The 18,107-nt window shown below is 69.8% G+C and carries 16 protein-coding genes and 5 pseudogenes; 7 read left to right on the plus strand and 14 right to left on the minus strand.

Annotated elements, in window-relative coordinates; all coding sequences use genetic code 11:
* Positions 1-83 precede the first annotated feature (83 nt).
* Both QQY66_RS25500 and QQY66_RS25505 read right to left on the minus strand, forming a co-directional pair.
* Complete coding sequence (locus QQY66_RS25500) at positions 84-311, minus strand: hypothetical protein (protein WP_301982634.1); 228 nt, start codon at positions 309-311, stop codon at positions 84-86.
* A gap of 17 nt (positions 312-328) precedes the next feature.
* A complete protein-coding gene (locus QQY66_RS25505; RefSeq protein WP_301982635.1) occupies positions 329-1,453 on the minus strand; it encodes an alpha/beta hydrolase in 1,125 nt (374 codons plus the stop codon).
* A 52-nt stretch (positions 1,454-1,505) separates the two neighbouring features.
* Here QQY66_RS25505 and QQY66_RS25510 point away from each other — a divergent pair, with 52 nt between their 5' ends.
* Together QQY66_RS25510 and QQY66_RS25515 are read left to right on the plus strand one after the other, a co-directional pair.
* Positions 1,506-2,144: a TetR/AcrR family transcriptional regulator gene (locus QQY66_RS25510; protein WP_301982636.1), complete on the plus strand. Its 639-nt coding sequence runs from the start codon at positions 1,506-1,508 to the stop codon at positions 2,142-2,144.
* A gap of 103 nt (positions 2,145-2,247) precedes the next feature.
* Positions 2,248-3,798: a serine/threonine-protein kinase gene (locus QQY66_RS25515; protein WP_301982637.1), complete on the plus strand. Its 1,551-nt coding sequence runs from the start codon at positions 2,248-2,250 to the stop codon at positions 3,796-3,798.
* A gap of 265 nt (positions 3,799-4,063) precedes the next feature.
* On the opposite strand, the gene QQY66_RS25520 is transcribed toward QQY66_RS25515, so the two are convergent.
* Complete coding sequence (locus QQY66_RS25520) at positions 4,064-4,309, minus strand: hypothetical protein (protein WP_301982638.1); 246 nt, start codon at positions 4,307-4,309, stop codon at positions 4,064-4,066.
* 20 nt (positions 4,310-4,329) lie between these two features.
* On the opposite strand from QQY66_RS25520, the pseudogene QQY66_RS25525 reads away from it, so the two are divergent.
* The 3 genes and pseudogenes from QQY66_RS25525 to QQY66_RS25535 form a co-directional block, all read left to right on the plus strand.
* A pseudogene (locus QQY66_RS25525) lies at positions 4,330-4,656 on the plus strand (AAA family ATPase); the annotation flags it as partial.
* 39 nt (positions 4,657-4,695) lie between these two features.
* Positions 4,696-5,100: pseudogene (locus tag QQY66_RS25530) on the plus strand (hypothetical protein); the annotation flags it as partial.
* Between the two features lie 120 nt (positions 5,101-5,220).
* Positions 5,221-6,435 carry a beta-propeller fold lactonase family protein gene (locus QQY66_RS25535; protein ID WP_301982639.1) on the plus strand — a complete coding sequence of 405 codons (1,215 nt, stop codon included), beginning with the start codon at positions 5,221-5,223 and terminating at the stop codon, positions 6,433-6,435.
* Positions 6,436-6,575: 140 nt separating this feature from the next.
* Here QQY66_RS25535 and QQY66_RS25540 read toward each other — a convergent pair whose 3' ends face one another.
* From QQY66_RS25540 to QQY66_RS25590, 11 genes and pseudogenes are all read right to left on the minus strand, one after another.
* Positions 6,576-6,917 carry a MerR family transcriptional regulator gene (locus tag QQY66_RS25540; protein ID WP_301982640.1) on the minus strand — a complete coding sequence of 114 codons (342 nt, stop codon included), beginning with the start codon at positions 6,915-6,917 and terminating at the stop codon, positions 6,576-6,578.
* 506 nt (positions 6,918-7,423) lie between these two features.
* Positions 7,424-7,738 carry an SCO5918 family protein gene (locus QQY66_RS25545; RefSeq protein ID WP_301982641.1) on the minus strand — a complete coding sequence of 105 codons (315 nt, stop codon included), beginning with the start codon at positions 7,736-7,738 and terminating at the stop codon, positions 7,424-7,426.
* A 46-nt stretch (positions 7,739-7,784) separates the two neighbouring features.
* A complete protein-coding gene (locus QQY66_RS25550; protein ID WP_301987489.1) occupies positions 7,785-8,027 on the minus strand; it encodes a hypothetical protein in 243 nt (80 codons plus the stop codon).
* 89 nt (positions 8,028-8,116) lie between these two features.
* Positions 8,117-9,613 carry a DEAD/DEAH box helicase gene (locus tag QQY66_RS25555; RefSeq protein ID WP_301982642.1) on the minus strand — a complete coding sequence of 499 codons (1,497 nt, stop codon included), beginning with the start codon at positions 9,611-9,613 and terminating at the stop codon, positions 8,117-8,119.
* A 241-nt stretch (positions 9,614-9,854) separates the two neighbouring features.
* A complete protein-coding gene (locus tag QQY66_RS25560; RefSeq protein ID WP_030224351.1) occupies positions 9,855-10,058 on the minus strand; it encodes a cold-shock protein in 204 nt (67 codons plus the stop codon).
* Positions 10,059-10,430: 372 nt separating this feature from the next.
* Positions 10,431-10,901 carry a DUF5990 family protein gene (locus tag QQY66_RS25565; RefSeq protein ID WP_301982643.1) on the minus strand — a complete coding sequence of 157 codons (471 nt, stop codon included), beginning with the start codon at positions 10,899-10,901 and terminating at the stop codon, positions 10,431-10,433.
* 139 nt (positions 10,902-11,040) lie between these two features.
* Entirely contained in the window at positions 11,041-11,214 is a 174-nt protein-coding gene (locus tag QQY66_RS25570; protein ID WP_301987780.1) for a hypothetical protein, read from the minus strand.
* Between the two features lie 31 nt (positions 11,215-11,245).
* On the minus strand, positions 11,246-11,602 hold the full coding sequence (locus QQY66_RS25575) for a PRC-barrel domain-containing protein (protein ID WP_301982644.1): 357 nt from the start codon (positions 11,600-11,602) through the stop codon (positions 11,246-11,248).
* 396 nt (positions 11,603-11,998) lie between these two features.
* Positions 11,999-12,592, minus strand: a pseudogene (locus tag QQY66_RS25580) (WD40/YVTN/BNR-like repeat-containing protein); the annotation flags it as partial.
* A 116-nt stretch (positions 12,593-12,708) separates the two neighbouring features.
* On the minus strand, positions 12,709-13,869 hold the full coding sequence (locus tag QQY66_RS25585; RefSeq protein WP_301982645.1) for a macrolide family glycosyltransferase: 1,161 nt from the start codon (positions 13,867-13,869) through the stop codon (positions 12,709-12,711).
* Positions 13,870-14,472: 603 nt separating this feature from the next.
* Positions 14,473-15,792, minus strand: coding sequence for a glycoside hydrolase family 30 beta sandwich domain-containing protein (locus tag QQY66_RS25590; RefSeq protein ID WP_301982646.1), 1,320 nt, complete (start codon positions 15,790-15,792; stop codon positions 14,473-14,475).
* Positions 15,793-16,277: 485 nt separating this feature from the next.
* Here QQY66_RS25590 and QQY66_RS25595 point away from each other — a divergent pair.
* Both QQY66_RS25595 and QQY66_RS25600 read left to right on the plus strand, forming a co-directional pair.
* Positions 16,278-16,433, plus strand: a pseudogene (locus QQY66_RS25595) (IS110 family transposase); the annotation flags it as partial.
* A 510-nt stretch (positions 16,434-16,943) separates the two neighbouring features.
* Positions 16,944-17,996 (plus strand): annotated as a pseudogene (locus QQY66_RS25600) (ThuA domain-containing protein); the annotation flags it as partial.
* Positions 17,997-18,107 lie beyond the last annotated feature (111 nt).

The following is an 18,107-nucleotide window of genomic DNA, read 5'->3' on the forward strand; positions in this document are numbered from 1 at the left end:
CGCGAGGATGCCCCGGCGCACCAGTCTGCGCACACGGACAGGCTCGGCCACCGCGCCTCCAGCGGCCCAGGGGGCGCAGGGCGTCATGGTTCGCAGACCTTCCGCGAAGTGTTCCAGGGCAGGGCTGCGGTGTCCCGTGCTGGATCAGTTGTCTGCCCGGTCGCACGCCGTCCCGGCGTGTGCCACACGGACACCGAGGTCCACGAGCAGTTGGCCGAAGCCCGGGCCGCGAGTACCGGAATGGCGGCGATCTTCTCCGCGTCCAAGTGCCCGGAGTCGCCGTACGTGAGGAACTCGAGGGGTCCGACCACGCGATACTTCCCGCGCGTCACGTGCCCGCCGCCACCTGACGGAGGCGGGCACGGCCGTGGCCGCGGCGGAAGGCCGGCCGGGTCAGCAGCCAGGCCCAACAGGCTGCCAGCAGTGGACGGATGTGTTCGGCCGCGCAGTGGGTCGCTCCGGGCACGATCCACACCGTGGTGCCGGGGCGGTCGGCCAGCCGCGTGGTGTCGGCGCGCGGTATGAACTGGTCGTGCGCGCCGTTCGCGGCCAGCAGGGGTACGCCGCTGTCCGCGCCCGGACCCAGCAGTCCCTGGCGGCGCAGCGAGAACGCGTCCAGCATGCCGTCGATCTCGGCTGCTTCCGGGAGGCTCTCCAGGCCCAGGGCGTTGCCCAGGATGCCCGGCATGCCGCACGGGAGACCGAGCACGTCGATCGGCTCCTCGGGTCCGGCGGCGCCGGTCGGCCCGCCGATGTCCACCGCCGCGTCGACCACACCGCGGACGGCGAGTTTGACCGCCCAGTGGCCGCCGAAGCTCAGACCCAGGTAGGCCACGGGTTCACCCGGGCGCCACCGCCGTATCTCGGCGACGAGCCCGGACAGCAGGCGGTCGGCGTCCGGTGCCAGCGGCCCGGGTGCCTCACCGGTGCCGGGCATGTCGACGCAGACCACGAGCAGGCCCGTCGCCAGCGCCGTCGCCACGGCCATGCGGTGCAACTCCACCTTCCACGTGTCGACTCCGCCGGAGAGCATCAGCACCCCGGGGCGGCGCGACCGGCGGCGTGCCATGAGATGGACGGGGAGGCGTACCGTCCCGCCGTCCAGCGGCACCTCCATGGTCCCGCGCGCGAAGCGAACCGGCAGCCGGGGACCGGCGGTCGCCCTCGCGTAGGCGGCGTGCTGACGCTCGTACGCCTCGTGCCGTTCGGGTGTGGCCAGCGCCGGGAAGCGGGCCGCGCCCCACAGATGCGCCGCGCGCAGCCACTGCCCTGCCGCCTCCGCCTCCCGGGCCAACTGCCCCCAGACCGGCACCCAGCCGCCCGGGCCCGTACCCCACATGTCGGTGATCCCGTCCCGCGCCCGGGCGACGGTCCGGGCGGGAATGCCCCAGGCGGTGAACTGGCGGGCACGCTCCTCGAAGAGCGCGGCGGGAGCGACGTCGAAGGTGAACATCCTCCTAGAATGTGAGCAATCCTCAGCACCGACAACTCGCATTGGACGGGCCGTGCCCCCACCCGCCACACCCCGCAAGAGGCCACGTCAGGAGCGGTCCCGGGAGACCTACGACGCCATCGTGGAGGCCGCTGCTCAGCTTTTCCAGCGGGACGGCTACGCGAAGGCGACCACGAACCGGATCGCCGAGCGTGCGGGGGTGTCCATCGGGTCCCTCTACCAGTACTTCCCGAACAAGGACGCGTTGCTGTACGCCATCGGAGAGCGGCACGTGGAGCATCTGCTCGCCGAACTCGCGGATGTCATCGAGGAGTTGCGCCGCGACCGGCCGCCGCTTCCTGACTGTGTGCACGTCCTCGTGCACGCCCTGGCCGCCCTCCACCTGGACCGGCCCCGGATGCACCGGCTGCTGTACGACCAGGCCCCGCGTCCGGCGGAGGCCACCGCCCAACTGCGCGAAGTCCAACGGGTCATCGCCGCCGAGGTCGAGTTCCACCTGCGCCGTCTCGGCGTCGGCGGCCCCGCCCCCGACCTGACCGCGATCCTCCTGGTGCAGGGCGTGGAGGCGCAACTGCACGGGGCGCTGCTCGACCCACCGCCGGGGCACACGGTGGAGGAGGTGATCCGGGCGGTGGAGGTGCTGTGTGTGAAGGCGCTCACAGCGCAATCCCCGGGGCACGTCGGCAGCTGACGTCGGTACCCGGCCCGGTGATCGCGGCGGCAGAGATGTTGACAAAGTCGGTTAGTGTGCATGGCTAAGTGGCGAGAGGGCTGAGCAGGCGGAGGAGAAGGCTGTGTCGGACGAGGGGCGGCTCGTCGCCGGGCGGTACCGGCTCGTCGAGCGCATCGGCCGCGGCGGCATGGGCACGGTGTGGCGGGCCGAGGACGAGGTGCTCGCCCGGCAGGTCGCGCTCAAGCAGCTCCACACGCAGCCGCAGCTGTCCGACGCCGAGGTCGCCACGCTGTACGAGCGCACCCGCCGCGAGGCGCGCAGCGCCGCCCGGGTCGTCCACCCCAACGTGGTCGTCGTGCACGACGTCGTCGAGGACGACGGCCGGCCCTGCATCGTCATGGAGTACGTCCCCGCGCCCACCCTCGGCGACATCCTCAAGGGCGGCCGGACCCTGCCGCCCGAGGAGGTGGCGCGGATCGGCCTCGGCATGATCGCCGCCGTACGGGCCGCGCACGCCGCCGGTGTCCTGCACCGCGACATCAAGCCCGGCAACGTCCTGCTGGGCGCCGGGGGCCGGGTCGTCCTGACCGACTTCGGCATCGCGCAGACCGCCGGGACGTCGACGCTCACGCAGACCGGGGAGATGGTCGGCTCCATCGACTTCATGGCCCCGGAGCGGATCCGCGGCCAGAAGCCCGGCCCGTCCTCCGACCTGTGGTCGCTGGGCGCGACGCTGTACCAGGCGGTCGAGGGACGTCCGCCGTACCGCCGCGACACCCCCATGGAGACCGCGTACGCCATCGCCGTCGAGCCGTTCGAGCCGATGCGGCAGGCCGGTCCGCTGGAACCGCTCATCGAGATCCTGCTGTCCCGGAACCCCGAGGACCGGCCCACGGCGGAACAGACGGAACGAGCCCTGCGGGCCACCTGGTCCGGCGGGCCGACGGCCACGGTGCCGAGCGCCGTCGCCCAGGAGGGGCCGGTCGGCGACCCGGACACGGCACGGACGTCCCCGACGTCCCCGACCACGCCGACCCCGCCACCGCCACCGCCACCGGAAGCAGGCGTTCGGGGCCGCAAGCGGGCCTCGCGCGTCCTCGTGCCGGTGGCGACCGTCCTGGCCGCGGCGGCCGTGGGCGGCACCCTCTACGTCACGTCGAACGACGACCGCACGCCGGACGCCCGGCGGACCGGCGCCGCCTCCAGCGCACCGGCGGCCACGCCCTCGCCCGTCCCCGACGGCTACCGCCTGGTCCATGCCAAGCAACTCGGCGTCTCCTTCCCCGTGCCGGACGGCTGGAAGCAGAAGCAGGCCACGGGCGACGGAGTCACGTATGTCGACCCGACCGGCCTGGCCAGCATCGCCATCGGCATGGTCGACCCCGCCGGCTCGCACCCCGTGGAGCACTTCAAGGACATCGAGGCGAACACCAAGGTCAACTACCCGACGACGTACCGCAGGCTCCGCATGCAGAAGACGACGTTCCGGGACCAGCCGGCCGCGGTGTGGGAGTTCACCTTCCACGGCCGCGCCCGCGCCTTCCGCGCCATCGACCTCGGCTACGGCCCCGCGGGCGGCCGGGAGTACGACATCTACGTATCGGCCCCGGACGCCCGATGGGACACCTACCGCCCCGTCTTCAACGCCGTGCGGGACGGGTTCACCGGCTAGTGCTGTGACCGGGTAGACACCTCGGGCTTCTGAGCCGTCGAGCGAGGCCGCCCCGGGACCGCGAGACACGGCGGGTGATCAGCTGCCCGGCCTGGGAGACGCCGACCCCGAGGTCTGCGGACCCTTGGCGACTGACCGTTCGGGGCGGCGCCATAAGTCTCGAACTATCCCGTCACGTTCCCCGCCTGGGAAGCGTGCCCGCCACTACCCGCAGGCTCACTCATGCGCGCCAGAACACGCTCACGTGCCGTCGAACGACACCTGTTCACAACCCCCCGTACAGCAGCCGCACCGCCACGTCACCGGGCTCGATCGCCACGACGGCGGTGTGCAGCCGGGTGCCCTTACGGCCCTTGAGGTTCTTCACCAGCGCGGTGGTGGCGTCCTGGAGCGCCAGGTCGAAGGTGGTGTGCACGGTGTAGCCGCCGCGCGCCAGCTGGTCCTCGGTGATGCCGAGCCGGTCGGCGGCCTCCTCCGCGGCCACGTTTCCCCGGCTGACCGGCCAGCTCACCGCGTGCACCGGGGATCGCCGGAACGGCGAAGTCGGAGATGGCCCGGGAGCTGACCGGCAGGGTCGAGGGGGCGTCGTACTGGGAGATCCTCCTGTCGAAGTTCACCGCGCCGACAAGGATGTTCGGCCCCATCGACGTCGCCGCGCTGGCCCGGGGTGAGTACCGGCAGGTCTACGACGGCCGCGCCACGACCGCGCACATCGCGTTCATCGACGAGATCTTCAAGTGCTCCACGGCGGCGCTGAACGAGACGCTGGGCTACCTCAACGAGCGGATCCACCACCCCGAGAGCGGCGGCGAGCCGATCCGCTGCCCCCTGATCGGAGCCATCACGGCCAGCAACGAACCGCCCAGCGCGGAGGATCTTCCGCTTCCCGGCCGGCCCGGCCGACCCGCCGACATCACCCGGACCCTCGACTTCGCGGAGACCTTCCTGGGCGGCGGCACCAGCTACCAGCGCCCCCTGACAGCCGCCTCGGAACTCCTGCGGGACGAGTTCAACGACGCCACCCGCACACGCGGCGACATCGTGATCCTCACCGACGACGACTGCGGCGTCACCGAGCAGTGGATGCGCGACTGGAACGACGCCAAGCACCTCCTGGACTTCCGCCTCTTCGGCATAGCCGTCGGCACCCCACGCGTCGCCGCATCCGACTCCGCCCTGCACGCCCGCTGCGACAACCTCCGCTCCATCGACGACCTCACCGACGTCCACGCCGCCGCGGATCTCTTCCGCGTGATCCGACCCGACTGCGACACGGCATCCAGGTCAAGATCCTTGCTGTGATGAGTCCTTACGAGAGCCTGACGCGGCCGCGAAACCGCTCTCCCCCGTTCGCCCCACGGGCAACTCTGGTCCCGTCCGCCGCCGGCCCGCGGTGGCGGCCCGAGCTCCGAGGAGCGGCACATGAGCAGGCACACCAGGCGCAGGTCCCCGCTGCAGGTCCGGCTGTGGACGGCCGGGGCCGGCATCGTCGCCGCCGCGGCGGCGGTCGCGACGGTGACCGTCGCCTCGGCGGGCGAGCCCGGCGGTCGGGCCGCGCAGCCGGTGAAGGCCGGGGCGGACCACGCCGTGTTCGTCCAGGGCAACGAACTCGACGGCAACACCATCCACGCCTTCAAGCGCGGCAAGGACGGCACGCTGAGCGCCGCCGGCCGCTACGCCACCGGCGGCAAGGGCGGCGACCAGGTCGACGCCCCCACCGACTCCCTCGCCTCACAGGGCTCCCTGGTCTACGACGAGAAGTCGGGACTGCTGCTGGCGGTCAACGCGGGCAGCGGCACCGTGACCTCCTTCCAGGTCCAGGGGCAGAAGCTGACGCGCCGCCAGGTGGTCGACTCCGGCGGCGACTTCCCGGCGTCCATCGCTGTGCACGGGAACCTCGCCTACGTCATGAACGCGGGCGGCGCCGGCAGTGTCCAGGGCTTCCGGATCACTGCCAGGGGACTGAAGCCACTGCGCGACGCGCACCGCTCCCTGGGCCTGGACAACGACAAGGTCCCGCTGTTCTCCAGCTCGCCCGGCCAGGTCGCCTTCACCCCGGACGGGCGGGCCCTGGCCGTGACCACGAAGTCCGCGGGCACCATCGAGGTCTTCCCGATACGCCGCGACGGTCGCCCCGCACCCCGGCCGGTCGTCAACGACTCCGCCGGGGGCGTGCCGTTCGCGATCACCTTCGGCAACGGCGGCCGGATGCTGGTGGCCGAGGCCGAGAAGTCGACGGTCAGCACGTACAAGGTGCGCGCCGACGGCCACCTCAAGGTGGTCCAGCGACCGCTGGCCAACGGCCAGGACACGCTGTGCTGGCTGGAACGCGCCGGCGACTTCTTCTACGGCGGCAACACCGGCAACTCCACCGTCACCGGCTACCGCACCGACGCCCGCGGCCGGCTCGCGCTCACCAACGACGTCGGCATTGCCACGCCCCCGTCGGCCAAGTCCCAGGGCGTCATCGACCTGGCGGTGACACAGGACGAGAAGTTCCTCTACGTGCAGAACGCCGTCTCCGGCACGGTCGACGGCTTCCGCATCGGCAGGAACGGCTCCCTCACCAAGGTCACCACCGCCACCGGACTGCCCGCCTTCGCCGAGTCCGGCATGGAGGGCATCGCCGCGGTGTAAGGGAAAGCGGCCACCGCGGCGCGGACGCCCCGGACACCTCGTCCGGGGCGTTCACCCCCGCGGGCTCCCCAACAACTCTCTAGGCAGCTGACCTGGGGGGAAGATGAGTGTCGCGCCCGCGTTGCCTGCGGGCCACGTGATCAACCGGAACTGTCGGGTGCTTGGTGCCCGGCACGGCGGCGGTACTCGGCGTTGATGCGCTGCGCTTCCTCAAGCTGGTCCTCAAGGATGACGATGCGGCAAGCGGCCTCGATCGGGGTGCCCTTGTCGACGAGTTCGCGGGCGCGCGCGGCGATCCGGAGTTGGTAGCGGGAGTACCGGCGGTGTCCGCCCTCCGAGCGCAGCGGAGTGATCAGACGAGCCTCACCGATGGCTCGTAGGAATGCCGGGGTGGTGCCGAGCATCTCGGCGGCCCGCCCCATCGTGTAGGCGGGGTAGTCGTCGTCGTCCAGACGACCACTGAGAGGGGTATCTGCTGTCATGTCACCTCGTAGTGCAACGCGTCGAGGGGCCCCGATGCCGTACGGCACCAGGGCCCCGAAGGAAATTCAACACCATCTGTCGGCCCTCATGCTCTGCCGACCTTCTGTTTCCGCTACCAGCCCTGCAGAAGGGAGTGCGGGGATCGCGGCTGCGTGACCGGGGACCACCTTCCAATCCGGAGTCTTGCGGTACCCGGCCCAGTGCTGCTCGGGCCGGGCGATCCTGATGGCGTCTGCTCCTCCGTCCTTCCTCTGAACACTCTGAACAACCACTTGCAACCCGCCAGTTCGTGTCTGCCGGGCCTCACTTGACCTTGTCTACGGGAAAAAGGCTAACCGCGTCAGAGTTCAATGTCTACTCTGACAAGAGTAGATTTCAGCTGTCTGGGGGACCAGATCGCCAGGAGAACGGACGGCAAGACAGCGGTGAGGGCCCTGCCGACGCGCGTCGGCAGGGCCCTCACCGGGATCCTGATGGCGGTTTCCCGCCCGTTGTCATACGTCTCTCATACGTCCATGGATGCTGCGGAGCCGAGCAGTGCCGACGCGGTCTGGAGCGCAGTGGGGACACGCACGGGCGCGGCCTCGAGGCGGGCGTGGCAGGTGAAGCCGAGGCCGGTCATGGCCCGGACGACTTCGCCGCCGGTGAAGTCGCGGCGGTCCTGCCGGGTGATGACCTCGCCCACCTGCTTGACGGGGTAGCGACGGCGGCCGATGGTCACGGACTCGCCCGTGATGAGCTCGGGCGTGACGCCCGACATGGAGGCCAGCACTCCGCTCTTGGTCAGGTCGAACGGGTACCGGGCGATGACACAGCGCATGATGCCCCACAGGGAGAAGGAGTACGGAGTGATCGCGGCAGGTCGATCAGCGGGAGAGGGCGAGGACGTCCTGTAGACGGATCCGGTCCGTGTACGTGGAACTGTCGCGGTGAGCGACGAGTTCGGCCCGGGTGACCGAGCCCGTGCACTGGTCGTCCCCGTCGCACAGGACGAGGAACTCGACACGAGCACTGGCCATGACGGACAGGGCGACCTCGACGGTCATGTCGTCCCGGACCCGGGGTCCGGACGCGTCCATGTCTTCGACCACGGCGGCCACGGCGGCCATGGGGGAGGAATCCACCCGCAGTTGCTGTGCCTGGACCGGTGTCAAATGCTGCCTCCGTCGGAGATGGGTGAACGTTCCAGGTCGAGGCACTACGCCGCCGGACGGAAGGCGGACGGCTGCTGCGTCCTGCGCCGCCCCGCCTCACCGGCGGTGCGCCCCCGGGCGGGACGGCCGCGGCGGCCTCGGGACGAGGGAGCGGCGGAAGAGGCGCCGCGGCCGGGACGTGCCGCAGGCGGTGCGGTGATGACGACCGGGACACCGGAAGGGGCCTGGGCGCCGGTGATGCGGCTCAGTTCCGCTTCACCCGAACGTACCGAGGTGATCTGCGGGGTGATGGCGGCCGAAGCCATCAGCCGGCTCATGCCACGGCGCTGGCCGGGTGTCACGAGGCTGACGACGCTGCCGGACTCGCCGGCGCGGGCGGTACGGCCGCCGCGGTGCAGGTAGTCCTTGTGGTCGCTCGGCGGATCCACGTTGACGACCAGGTCGAGGTTGTCGACGTGGATGCCACGGGCCGCGACGTTGGTCGCCACCAGGACCGTCACATGTCCGGTCTTGAACTGGGCGAGGGTCCGGGTGCGCTGGGGCTGGGACTTGCCACCGTGCAGAGCCGCGGCGCGGACGCCGCTGTTCAGCAGGTGCTTCGTCAGCCGGTCCACGGCGTGCTTGGTGTCCAGGAACATGAGCACCCGGCCGTCTCGCGCCGCGATCTCGGTGGTCGTCTGGTACTTGTCCGCTTCGTGCACGTGGAGCACGTGGTGCTCCATCGTGGTGACCGCACCCGCCGACGGGTCGACGGAGTGGACCACCGGGTCGGCCAGGTAGCGGCGGACCAGCCGGTCGACGTTGCGGTCCAGGGTGGCGGAGAACAGCATCCGCTGCCCTTCGGGGCGCACCTGGTCGAGCAGGGCGGTGACCTGGGGCATGAAGCCCATGTCGGCCATCTGGTCGGCCTCGTCGAGGACGGTGATGGCGACGGCGTCCAGTCGGCAGTCGCCCCGGTCGATGAGGTCCTTGAGCCGCCCCGGCGTCGCGACGACGACCTCCGCGCCGGCGCGGAGCGCACCGGCCTGCCTGCCGATGGACATCCCGCCGACCACGGTCGCCAGCCGCAGCTGCACGGAGCGGGCGTACGGGGTGAGCGCGTCGGTCACCTGCTGGGCCAGCTCGCGGGTGGGGACGAGGACCAGGGCGAGCGGCTGCCGCGGCTGCGCGCGCCGGCCCGCGGTACGGGCCAGCACCGCGAGGCCGAAGGCGAGGGTCTTGCCCGACCCGGTACGGCCGCGGCCGAGCACGTCACGTCCGGCGAGGGAGTTCGGCAGGGTCGCCCCCTGGATCGGGAACGGTATGGTCACGCCCTCGTGGCCGAGCGCGGCCAGCAGCGGCGCCGGCATGGCAAGGTCGGCGAACGACTCGACGGCGGGCAGCGCGGGTGTGATCGTCACGGGCAGTGCGAACTCGCCCTGGGGTGCGGCCTGTCGGCGGTCGTAACCGGTGGAACGCCGCGAAGCTCCCGAGCGGGTGGCGGCGGTACCCCGGGAGCGGTCGTAGGTACGGGTCGTGCGGGTGGTGCGTGCGCGGTTCAAGCGGAACCTTCCTCGATGTGAGCACGTAGGCACGTAGCAAGGAATTTCCGCAGCAAAATGAACGGCGCAGAGAATCGCGAGAACGAGCCGGAGATGATGGGCGCCGAGTCGGATCGACGGGGAATGCATCACGTTCGGTGATGCGGTGGGGCCTTCCCGTCGCGCGCCTTGAAAAGCAGCGAGCTGGGGCCCGCACCCCAAGGTGCGGGCCCCAGCTGCGAAGTATGCGTTGCTGCGGGTGTCAGGCGGGAACGATGTTCTCGGCCGTCGGGCCCTTCTGGCCCTGCGCGATGTCGAACGACACCTTCTGGCCTTCCTGCAGCTCGCGGAAGCCCTGGGCGGCGATGTTCGAGTAGTGGGCGAAGACGTCGGCGCCGCCGCCGTCCTGCTCGATGAAGCCGAAGCCCTTTTCCGCGTTGAACCACTTCACGGTGCCAGTAGCCATGTCATTTCTCCTTCGGAGACGATGTTCGGAATCCGCACTGTGCGAATTCCGCGTCGCCGTGCTGATTACCCCGTCGGAAAATGAACCTTCTGGCAACCACACCTGCAACTGAGATCGACATTAGCATGGTGCGAGCGGCCCTGCGAGGTCGATAAATTCCGCCGTGGTCGGCGGTCGAGGAATAATCGCCGTGCACCGCACCTATTTCTTACTTCACGGCTACAGATATTGCTCCGCGCGGATGCAGTCTTTCTGCCGGGTGCGGCCGACCACAGCTCCGTGACCTCGGTCGATGAGCCTTGCGCCGCTGCCGTCGCCCTCAACGGAGGGGACAACGGCGAACGCGCCGAGACCCCGCAATCGCAATAAAGGTCACATCGGCCGGACGCCGGCGGTCCAGGTGATGTGCGGGGGCTCCACGCGTGCGCACAGAGGACCGCCCTGGGCGTCGGTCAGGCCGAGGCGTCCGACCAGCAGCCCGTCGCGTGCGGCGGCGGTGAGTACGTCGGCGGGGATGACATCGAGCATGAGCTTGGCGCGGCGGAACATCGTAAAGGTGCCCGACTCGTCGACCGTGCCCCACGACAGGTAGATGAACCGTCGGCCCAGACGGTCCTGCACGTAGGGGCCCTTGACCTCGGTGCCGGTCGGCGAGGCGCTCGTGGTGCACTCCAGAGTCCATGTCGCGGACGGTGCGTCGCCAGGCTGCGGCTCCAGCAGCTCGGCCGGACGATCACGGCGTTGCACGGCGACGTGGATGTTGCCGTACGCGGGGACTCTGCCGTCGACGGAGGCGGGGCGGGTGAGGCCGGGCAGGTCGACGGCGTCGATGCGGACGTGCATGGCGGCCATCATCCCGCCATCGTCCCCGCAGAGGTCAGCCGACCTCGAACTGGGGTGGGCCGGGCAGCGGTGACCGCGCCGCGTCGCGCCGGCCGGCGTCAGCCTGAGGCGTTGCAGAACCCGGGCACCGCTACCGACGTCAGCGGATGGGGCGCCGCCTGGCACGCCGGAACACTCGCACCGAGATGAAGGCCACATCGGCCACGAAGAGCACGATGCCGATGGCCAGCAGATAGCCCAGGCCGTCCGCTGCCGCGCCGATGATTCCCAGTACGACAGCCACGAGGACGAGCAGCAGGAACAGCACCATCACCCGAACGCCTCCTCTTGCCGCGTGTGGGTGGTCAACGGCGCGCGAGTCGGCGTTCGCCGGTGGCACCCGGTTGGTACGTCATGTCGTAGTGCCGGAAGATCGCTTCCTCCTGTTCGGCGGGCAGTACGTCGTCCGTCCCGATCGCAGGAGCCTTGCGTACCTGCCCCTTGGCGTACGGAACCTGGACGTAGCCCGGCCCGAGGACTGCCTCGTCGACGGGGACGAACACCAGCCGCTGGTGGCTGAGCAGACCGGTCCGGACCGTGGCCATGGCGGGTCGGTCTGTGGCGGTGTCCACATAGATCGCTTCGAGCATGCCGATCTTGCGCCGCTTCAGGTCGACCACGTCATGGTTGCGCCACTCGCGGATGTCGGCTGAACGGATCATGCTGCTCCCTGTCTGCGCGCGCCGCCCTTCCGGGTCATTGCACGTGAGAGCACTGGCCCAGTTGTCATCGTAGGACTGAAGCACTTTTCCGACACTGGGGATCTTCGGCCGTGACAGTGATCTGGCACGAATCGGGCATGCGGCAGCTGAGCCCCCTGCACAGCAACAAGGACCAGGTCTCTGACCTGGTCCTTCTCCGTGGGGCGGGTGACCGTGGTTGTCCGCTCTTATGAGCACGCTGCGGGTGCCGGCTTCGAAGAACGGCGAACTTCCGCAGTGCACAGCCCCGTCGGGTGAGGTGCGACCCTGTTGCCGGATCGGCTGTCGCGTCCTCAGTCCTTCGGCCACAGCGGGGCCGCAGGCCGTTGTGCCTGCGGCCCCGCTCGGGCGCCTGGGTCAGGACGGGTCGCCGTACTGGAGGCCGCGTCCGTTGGTGCCGACGTAGACGCGCCCGTAGGTGTCGGGGTCGCCGGTGATGACGCCGCCGCCGCTGATGCTGCCCCACTGGTGGGCGTCGTCGTTGACGCGGAGCCAGGTGGCGCCCTTGTCGGTGGAGCGGAAGACTCCGGTGACGTCCTTGACGGTGCCGATCAGGTACAGGGCCTGGTAGGAGGTGCCCGGCGCGGCCTTGCCGAAGCCGAGGGCGGAGGCGGACTTCACCGCCCCGAGCGTGGTGAAGGTGCGGCCGCCGTCGGTGGAGTGCAGCAGCCCCTTGCCACCGTCGGCGATCCACAGGTCCCCGGCGATACCGGGCACGGCGGTGAGCCGGCCGACGGGCAGGTTGGTGGTGCGGGCGGTGAAGGTCGCGCCGCCGTCGGTGCTGGCGTAGAGCGTGCCGCCGGACAGTGAGTAGAAGGTCCTGGCCGAGGAGCGGTCGGCGACGACCACGGCGCCGTTGCCCAGACCGCTGACCTTCGACCAGCTCGCCCCCTTGTCGGTCGAGCGGTACGGGGCCTGACCGGCCTCGGTCCAGACGATGGTGGAGCCGTCCGGGAAGGCTGCTCATGCCAGGCATGCCAGGCGTGCCGGCGCAGGGGTGAGGCGTTGGGAGACGCGACGCGTCGAGGGCAGCGCCCCCGCACCCTTGATGCAGCTGCCCCGCGCCCTCAGCCCACCCTTTCCCCAGCGAGCTGCTCTTCGATCAGATCCGCGGCCCGACGGGTACCGCCCTCGGCGCGCACCTCGGACCACAGCCATGCCGAGCGCGTGGCGACCTGCGGGTCGCCGATGAGTTCCATCAGGACGGTACGCAGCGTCTCCGCCGTGATGTCCGCCGTGTCGATCCGGCGGGCGACGCCCAGCTCGACGAGCCGGTCGGCGTGGAGGCACTGGTCGGGCCCGTTCGGTACCGCGATCATCGGCACACCGGCGTACAGGCCCTCACTGCTGTTGCGCACACTGGTGTGCGTCACCCAGACGTCCGCCTGCTCGAGAATCGTCAACGGCGGCCCCCACGGCCGCACTTCGAAGTTGCGAGGAACCCGCTCGGCCGTAGCGCTGCCACTGCCCGTCTGCAGCACCACATGCCACCCCGGGAGATCCGCGAACGCCGCCACACACTGGTGGTAGACCTCCTGCGGCCCGGGGTACGCCGAGCCGGCCAGCGACACCAGCAGCACCTTGTGCGCACCGGCAGGCCGCATCCAGCCGTTCTGCTTCTGGCCGGTGCCGAAGCACGCGCCGACGAACGTCACCGCCTCGGCGTCGACCCGGTCCGCATGTGGCTGCATGGTGCGGGGGATCATGGCCAGCACTCGCCGCGGGCGGCCGGTGAACTCCTCCACGTTCGTGGTCATCGCACCGCACCGGTCCAGCCAGGCAGCGAACCGCGCTCGGTACGCGAGTCCTCCGGGCAGATGGGCGAATGCCGCGCCGATCTCATCCTGGGCACCCTCCCAGGCCACATGCGTCGCAGACAGTTGGACGTGGCCGCGGCCCTGCGCCTCGGCCAGCGCTCGGCCCGCGTGGGCGCCGACATCGTAGAGGTACAGGTCAGCGGGATCGTCGTCGTACGCGGCGTGCAGCTGTGGCAGTACGGCCATCGCCTCGTCAAGAAAAAGGGAGGCGGAGGCGATGGGATCCTGCGGCCAGTCGCGGTCGGCGACCGGAAGAGTGGACGTGATGCCGACCAGCTCGGCGCCGGTGGGGGTGATCAGCTCGGCGACGGGGGCGGCGGTGGCGTACGTCACGCGGTGACCGCGGGCCACCAGCTCACGGATGATCTCCAGGCTCGGCAGCACATGGTCGATCAGAGGCGTGCCAACCATGGCGATATGTGCAGGACGGGGCATAAGGGGACTTCCTTGGATAGAGGTCTACGGCAGAGAGAACGCCAAGGAGCCCGACGGGGAAACGCAGCCCTCGGACCGAACCGCCCACACATCCGCCGGCCGCTGGAAAAGGATGCCGACTGGAAGGCCGGCCGGAAGCTGCGCCGGACCGACGTCTACTACGTGGACTTCCGCTGACAGTCGCGCGGGTGAATGCCGGCTGAGGTGACTCGCGGGCGGCCGCATCGGGTGGCGCGGTGCCCGGATTCCGCACCGCGCCACACATCGCGCCAAGGAGCCGTACGGCGGCCCCCGGCAGACCGGCCACAGGACCGTCGTCGAGTACGGCCGGCTCGCCGAGAAGCAGACCGGGATCCGGCGCGGTGAGTGGCGCGCTCCGGAGGCGGGATCAGCCAACTTCCGCGGTTACGCGGGGAAGTGGGTCGAGGAACGTGACGTCGAAGTCCTGAGCGTGGAGACCCGTACCACACGACAGTGTCTAAGACCGGTGCCGGTGCCGGCGTTCTGCACTTCGAGTGCCTTGCCACTCCTGCGGTTCACCAGCACGTACCACGCACTGGTGTCGATCCCCTCGGGAGCCTAGGTCACGCCGGCCACCAAGGTCGTCACGCTTCGGGCGGGAAGCGTGACGGTGAAGGAGCCGTTAGACCCCCCGGTCGTGCCCTGGGGCGCGACGTTCCTGCTCGCGTCGGTCAGCCAGGACGAGACACTGGACACCGTGCTGTTCGCCAGGGTGAACTGCTGGCTCACCGCAGAAGTCCCCTTGTTGACGGCCACGACGACGACCGTGGACCTCCCGCCCCGGTACGCCGAGACGTAGACGCTCGACGCCGGGTTCGCCGTCGCCTCGATCCGCACATATCCGGGGCGGACGAACCTGGCGAAGTGCGCCATGCAGGCGCCGCGCTTGCTGATCCGGCCGTCCTCCCGCATGGGGCCGTAGCTGCGCCGGATGTACCACCAGATGTACGCCTGGAACTCGGCGTTCACCATGGCGCGGTGGATGTGCTCTCCCACGTCGAGTGCCTGTGGCCAGAGGTCCGCCGAATCGCTGCTGTTGGGGTAGTAGACCTCGGTCATCCAGAGTTCTTTGCCCGCGCCCTTCTGCTTGAAGAGGGGGTAGGGGAAGTCCGCGAACTGCGTGCCGTAGAGATGGGCCCCGATGATGTCCACGTTGGCGAGCGCCACGGAGTCGTTGAGGATCGGGTCCGAGATGTTCTTCCGGTACTGGAAGGACTCGGGCGCGATGACCCTGGTGCTGATCGAGCCGGCGTTCTCCCGCAGGAACCGGACCATTTCGGCGGGAGTCCACCACGTCCAGTCATGAGCGTAGTCGGGCTCGTTCTGCACCGATATGCCGTACAGGTTCACCCCGTTGTTCCGCATGAACGTGTTGAAGTCGTTGAGGTGCTGGGCATAGGCGCCGTACATGTTGTATCTGAGGCGTTTCGCATCGGTCTGCGTGCCGCGGACGAAGGTCTCGACCATGTGGGCGGGGGGATTCCACGGCGACGCGATGACGGTCGCCCCGAGCTCGGTCGCGCGCCTTGCCGTCGCCAGGTCACGGCTCCAGTTCGCCTGGTTCTCGGGGACGGGGATCCTCAGCACGGAGAAACCCAGTCGGCCCTCGCTGGTGCCGAACGCCGTGTCCCGTTGGGCCGGTGTCAGGTCGCCGATCCAGGCAGTGTGGGTCATGCCGCCGAAGCCCCGGATCGTCTGCCGCTGTGCCGACGGGTCGATGACCGCTGTAGAGGCGGCCGTCGCGGCCGCAGCTCCCGAAGCCCCCACGGCCGATGCCGTGGCTGTGAGGACCGGCATGGCCCCCATCGTTGCCAGGACGGTTCTCCGACTCGGTGATCTCCGCTCTCCGCTCACGGGCTCGTTCCGGCCTTGCGTCATGTTTCCTCCTCTTGGCTGTCGGTCATGATCCGCGCCGCGCTCCTCCTTTGGGAGCGCTCCCATGCGTAGGAAATGGCTACGCGCTGGTTTTGTTCGGGGAGGTGTTGCCGATCGTTGCCTCGGCCTGCCCTTGACGGCTTGCGAAGCCATCAAGGTCGTTCGACATTGCGAACGGCCTGTGAAATCACGGGCACTTGGCCATCCGTAGTTAACGGTTGCCACTCGCCACCGTCAAGCCTCAGCGCGCGACGAAGCGCGGGCGGGGCGGGCGATCGGCTTCCGCGCCATACAGACCGCGCCATACAGACCCTTCCGAAGACAGCTCCCACCCGAGGTGTCCGCATCAGCGGTGGGGAGGGCACGGGCACCCTGACCGTGACTCTTCCCGCGTTCCTCCGCCGGGAGCCGCCGGGAGCTCCGTTGGTACCTGGGGCCGTACCCCGAGCCGGGTCCTTACGGGCTGCTCTTCGTCGGGGAGAAGGGCGCCCCGCGCTTCCGGCAAGATCAGCGGCAACCCACGGCGCCGCCCAAGGCGATACAGCCGACGACTTCAACGGGTCTTCTGCACCTCGGCGTTGTTCAGCATCCCGCACTGCACGGAATCGCGCCGGTATTGCGATCGCAAGCGCGCCGAGGGGAGGGCCACACCCAGCTGTCGGGGTGCACGATTGTCGACAGCCGCTACACCCTGCGCGTCTCGACGCCAGGCTGACCGGCAGTACCAAGGCGACGCGAGCAAGGTTGATGTGAATCGCCTGCTGCACACGGCACCTCGTCGCGCGTTTGACGCTCACCCCCTCGACGTCGCGAACCGGCCGGCCGCAAGTTCCTATCAAGCCGTAGGGAAATCCCCACAGTTCACGGCAGTTGACCTGTGAGCGTGAACTGTCAACTATCGTCTCCGGACACTCCGCTCCAACGGCCGCTCCAACGGCCTCCCCACCCCCATTTCGACGGAGACCACCCCATGTCCGCTGTGACGAACGCATCCGGGTCCGGTTCGCCGTGGCTGCCGCGGAGTACCAACTCACCACCCCCCGGGCTCCGTTGCCCTGTTTCGCGCTCTTGCTCGGCAGCGCGGAGGCGAGCGAGTACGCAGAGGTCGCCACTCGACTTCACATTCACCACCGGATGAGAGGGACATACACAGCATGCGATCGATCAACCGACTGACAACATCAGTCGTCGGAGCGGCCGTGCTCCTGGGCTGCGTCTCGGGACCGGCCGTGTCACAGGCGAAGCAGGACGGCACACGGGTGCTGGTGTTCTCCAAGACGGCCGGCTTCCACCACGGCTCGATCTCCGCCGGCATCGCGGCGGTGAAACAGCTCGGTGAGACGGGCGGCTTCACGGTCGACGCGACGGAGGACGCCGGAGCCTTCACGGCCGACAACCTCGGGCGCTACGACGCGGTCGTGTTCCTGTCGACGACCGGTGACGTCCTGAACGCCGTCCAGGAGACGGCCTTCGAGGGCTACATCCGCAGTGGCGGGGGCTACGTCGGCATCCACGCGGCCGCCGACACCGAGTACGACTGGGCGTTCTACGGCGGGCTCGTCGGTGCCTACTTCGAGTCGCATCCGTGGTGGCCGATGCGTGCCACGGTGCACGTCGAGGACCGCGCCCACCCGGCGACCGCCAACCTGCCCACCACCTGGAACCGCACCGACGAGTGGTACAACTTCCGCTCGAATCCCCGGGAACGGGTCCGCGTCCTGGCCTCCCTCGACGAGTCCTCGTACTGGGGCGGCACCATGAACGGCGACCATCCGATCGCCTGGTGCCAGAACTACCAGGGCGGCCGCTCCTTCTACACCGGCGTCGGCCACAGCAAGGAGTCCTTCGCCGAACCCGCCGTCCGTCAGCACCTGTTGGGCGCAATCCAGTGGGCCACCGGCGCCGTCGAGGCGGACTGCCGGCCGGAGAACGGCTAGCGGCCGCTCTTCGAGCTGGGCGACGACGGAACACCGACGTCGGCCGGCGGCCTCGGGATGCTCTGGCACGCCGGGCCGGAGTTCACGTCGTACTCGCTCCAGCTCGACGCGACCGACACCCCGGACCGCACCACCGGGGCCGTGTACGGCTTCCAGTCCGCCGACATCAAGAAGCGCGACCGTGCGCTGAACCCGCCGGGGGAGTGGAACACGTACGAGATCCGCGTGCAGGGCGAGCGCCTGCGCGTCTGGCTCAACGGCGTGAAGATCTTCCCCGCGCTGTGTCCCGGACGTGTGCTCGCCGCAGGAATGTCCCGCGTGTCCGGCCGTCCGCGACCGGTGCTCGCGGCGTGCTGAGGCGGGTGGACCGGGTGACCCCGG

It is taken from the genome of Streptomyces sp. DG2A-72 (assembly GCF_030499575.1).
In the GTDB taxonomy this organism is placed as follows: Bacteria; Actinomycetota; Actinomycetes; order Streptomycetales; family Streptomycetaceae; genus Streptomyces.

What these genes read in the sequence shown, in the direction of transcription:
- QQY66_RS25505 (WP_301982635.1), bottom strand. Translation starts at nt 1,453, where the DNA reads ATGTTCACCTTCGACGTCGCTCCCGCCGCGCTCTTCGAGGAGCGTGCC.
- QQY66_RS25535 (WP_301982639.1), top strand. Translation starts at nt 5,221, where the DNA reads ATGAGCAGGCACACCAGGCGCAGGTCCCCGCTGCAGGTCCGGCTGTGG.
- QQY66_RS25540 (WP_301982640.1), bottom strand. Translation starts at nt 6,917, where the DNA reads ATGACAGCAGATACCCCTCTCAGTGGTCGTCTGGACGACGACGACTAC.
- QQY66_RS25545 (WP_301982641.1), bottom strand. Translation starts at nt 7,738, where the DNA reads ATGCGCTGTGTCATCGCCCGGTACCCGTTCGACCTGACCAAGAGCGGA.
- QQY66_RS25550 (WP_301987489.1), bottom strand. Translation starts at nt 8,027, where the DNA reads ATGGCCGCCGTGGCCGCCGTGGTCGAAGACATGGACGCGTCCGGACCC.
- QQY66_RS25560 (WP_030224351.1), bottom strand. Translation starts at nt 10,058, where the DNA reads ATGGCTACTGGCACCGTGAAGTGGTTCAACGCGGAAAAGGGCTTCGGC.
- QQY66_RS25565 (WP_301982643.1), bottom strand. Translation starts at nt 10,901, where the DNA reads ATGCACGTCCGCATCGACGCCGTCGACCTGCCCGGCCTCACCCGCCCC.
- QQY66_RS25575 (WP_301982644.1), bottom strand. Translation starts at nt 11,602, where the DNA reads ATGATCCGTTCAGCCGACATCCGCGAGTGGCGCAACCATGACGTGGTC.
- QQY66_RS25585 (WP_301982645.1), bottom strand. Translation starts at nt 13,869, where the DNA reads ATGGTTGGCACGCCTCTGATCGACCATGTGCTGCCGAGCCTGGAGATC.
- QQY66_RS25590 (WP_301982646.1), bottom strand. Translation starts at nt 15,792, where the DNA reads ATGACGCAAGGCCGGAACGAGCCCGTGAGCGGAGAGCGGAGATCACCG.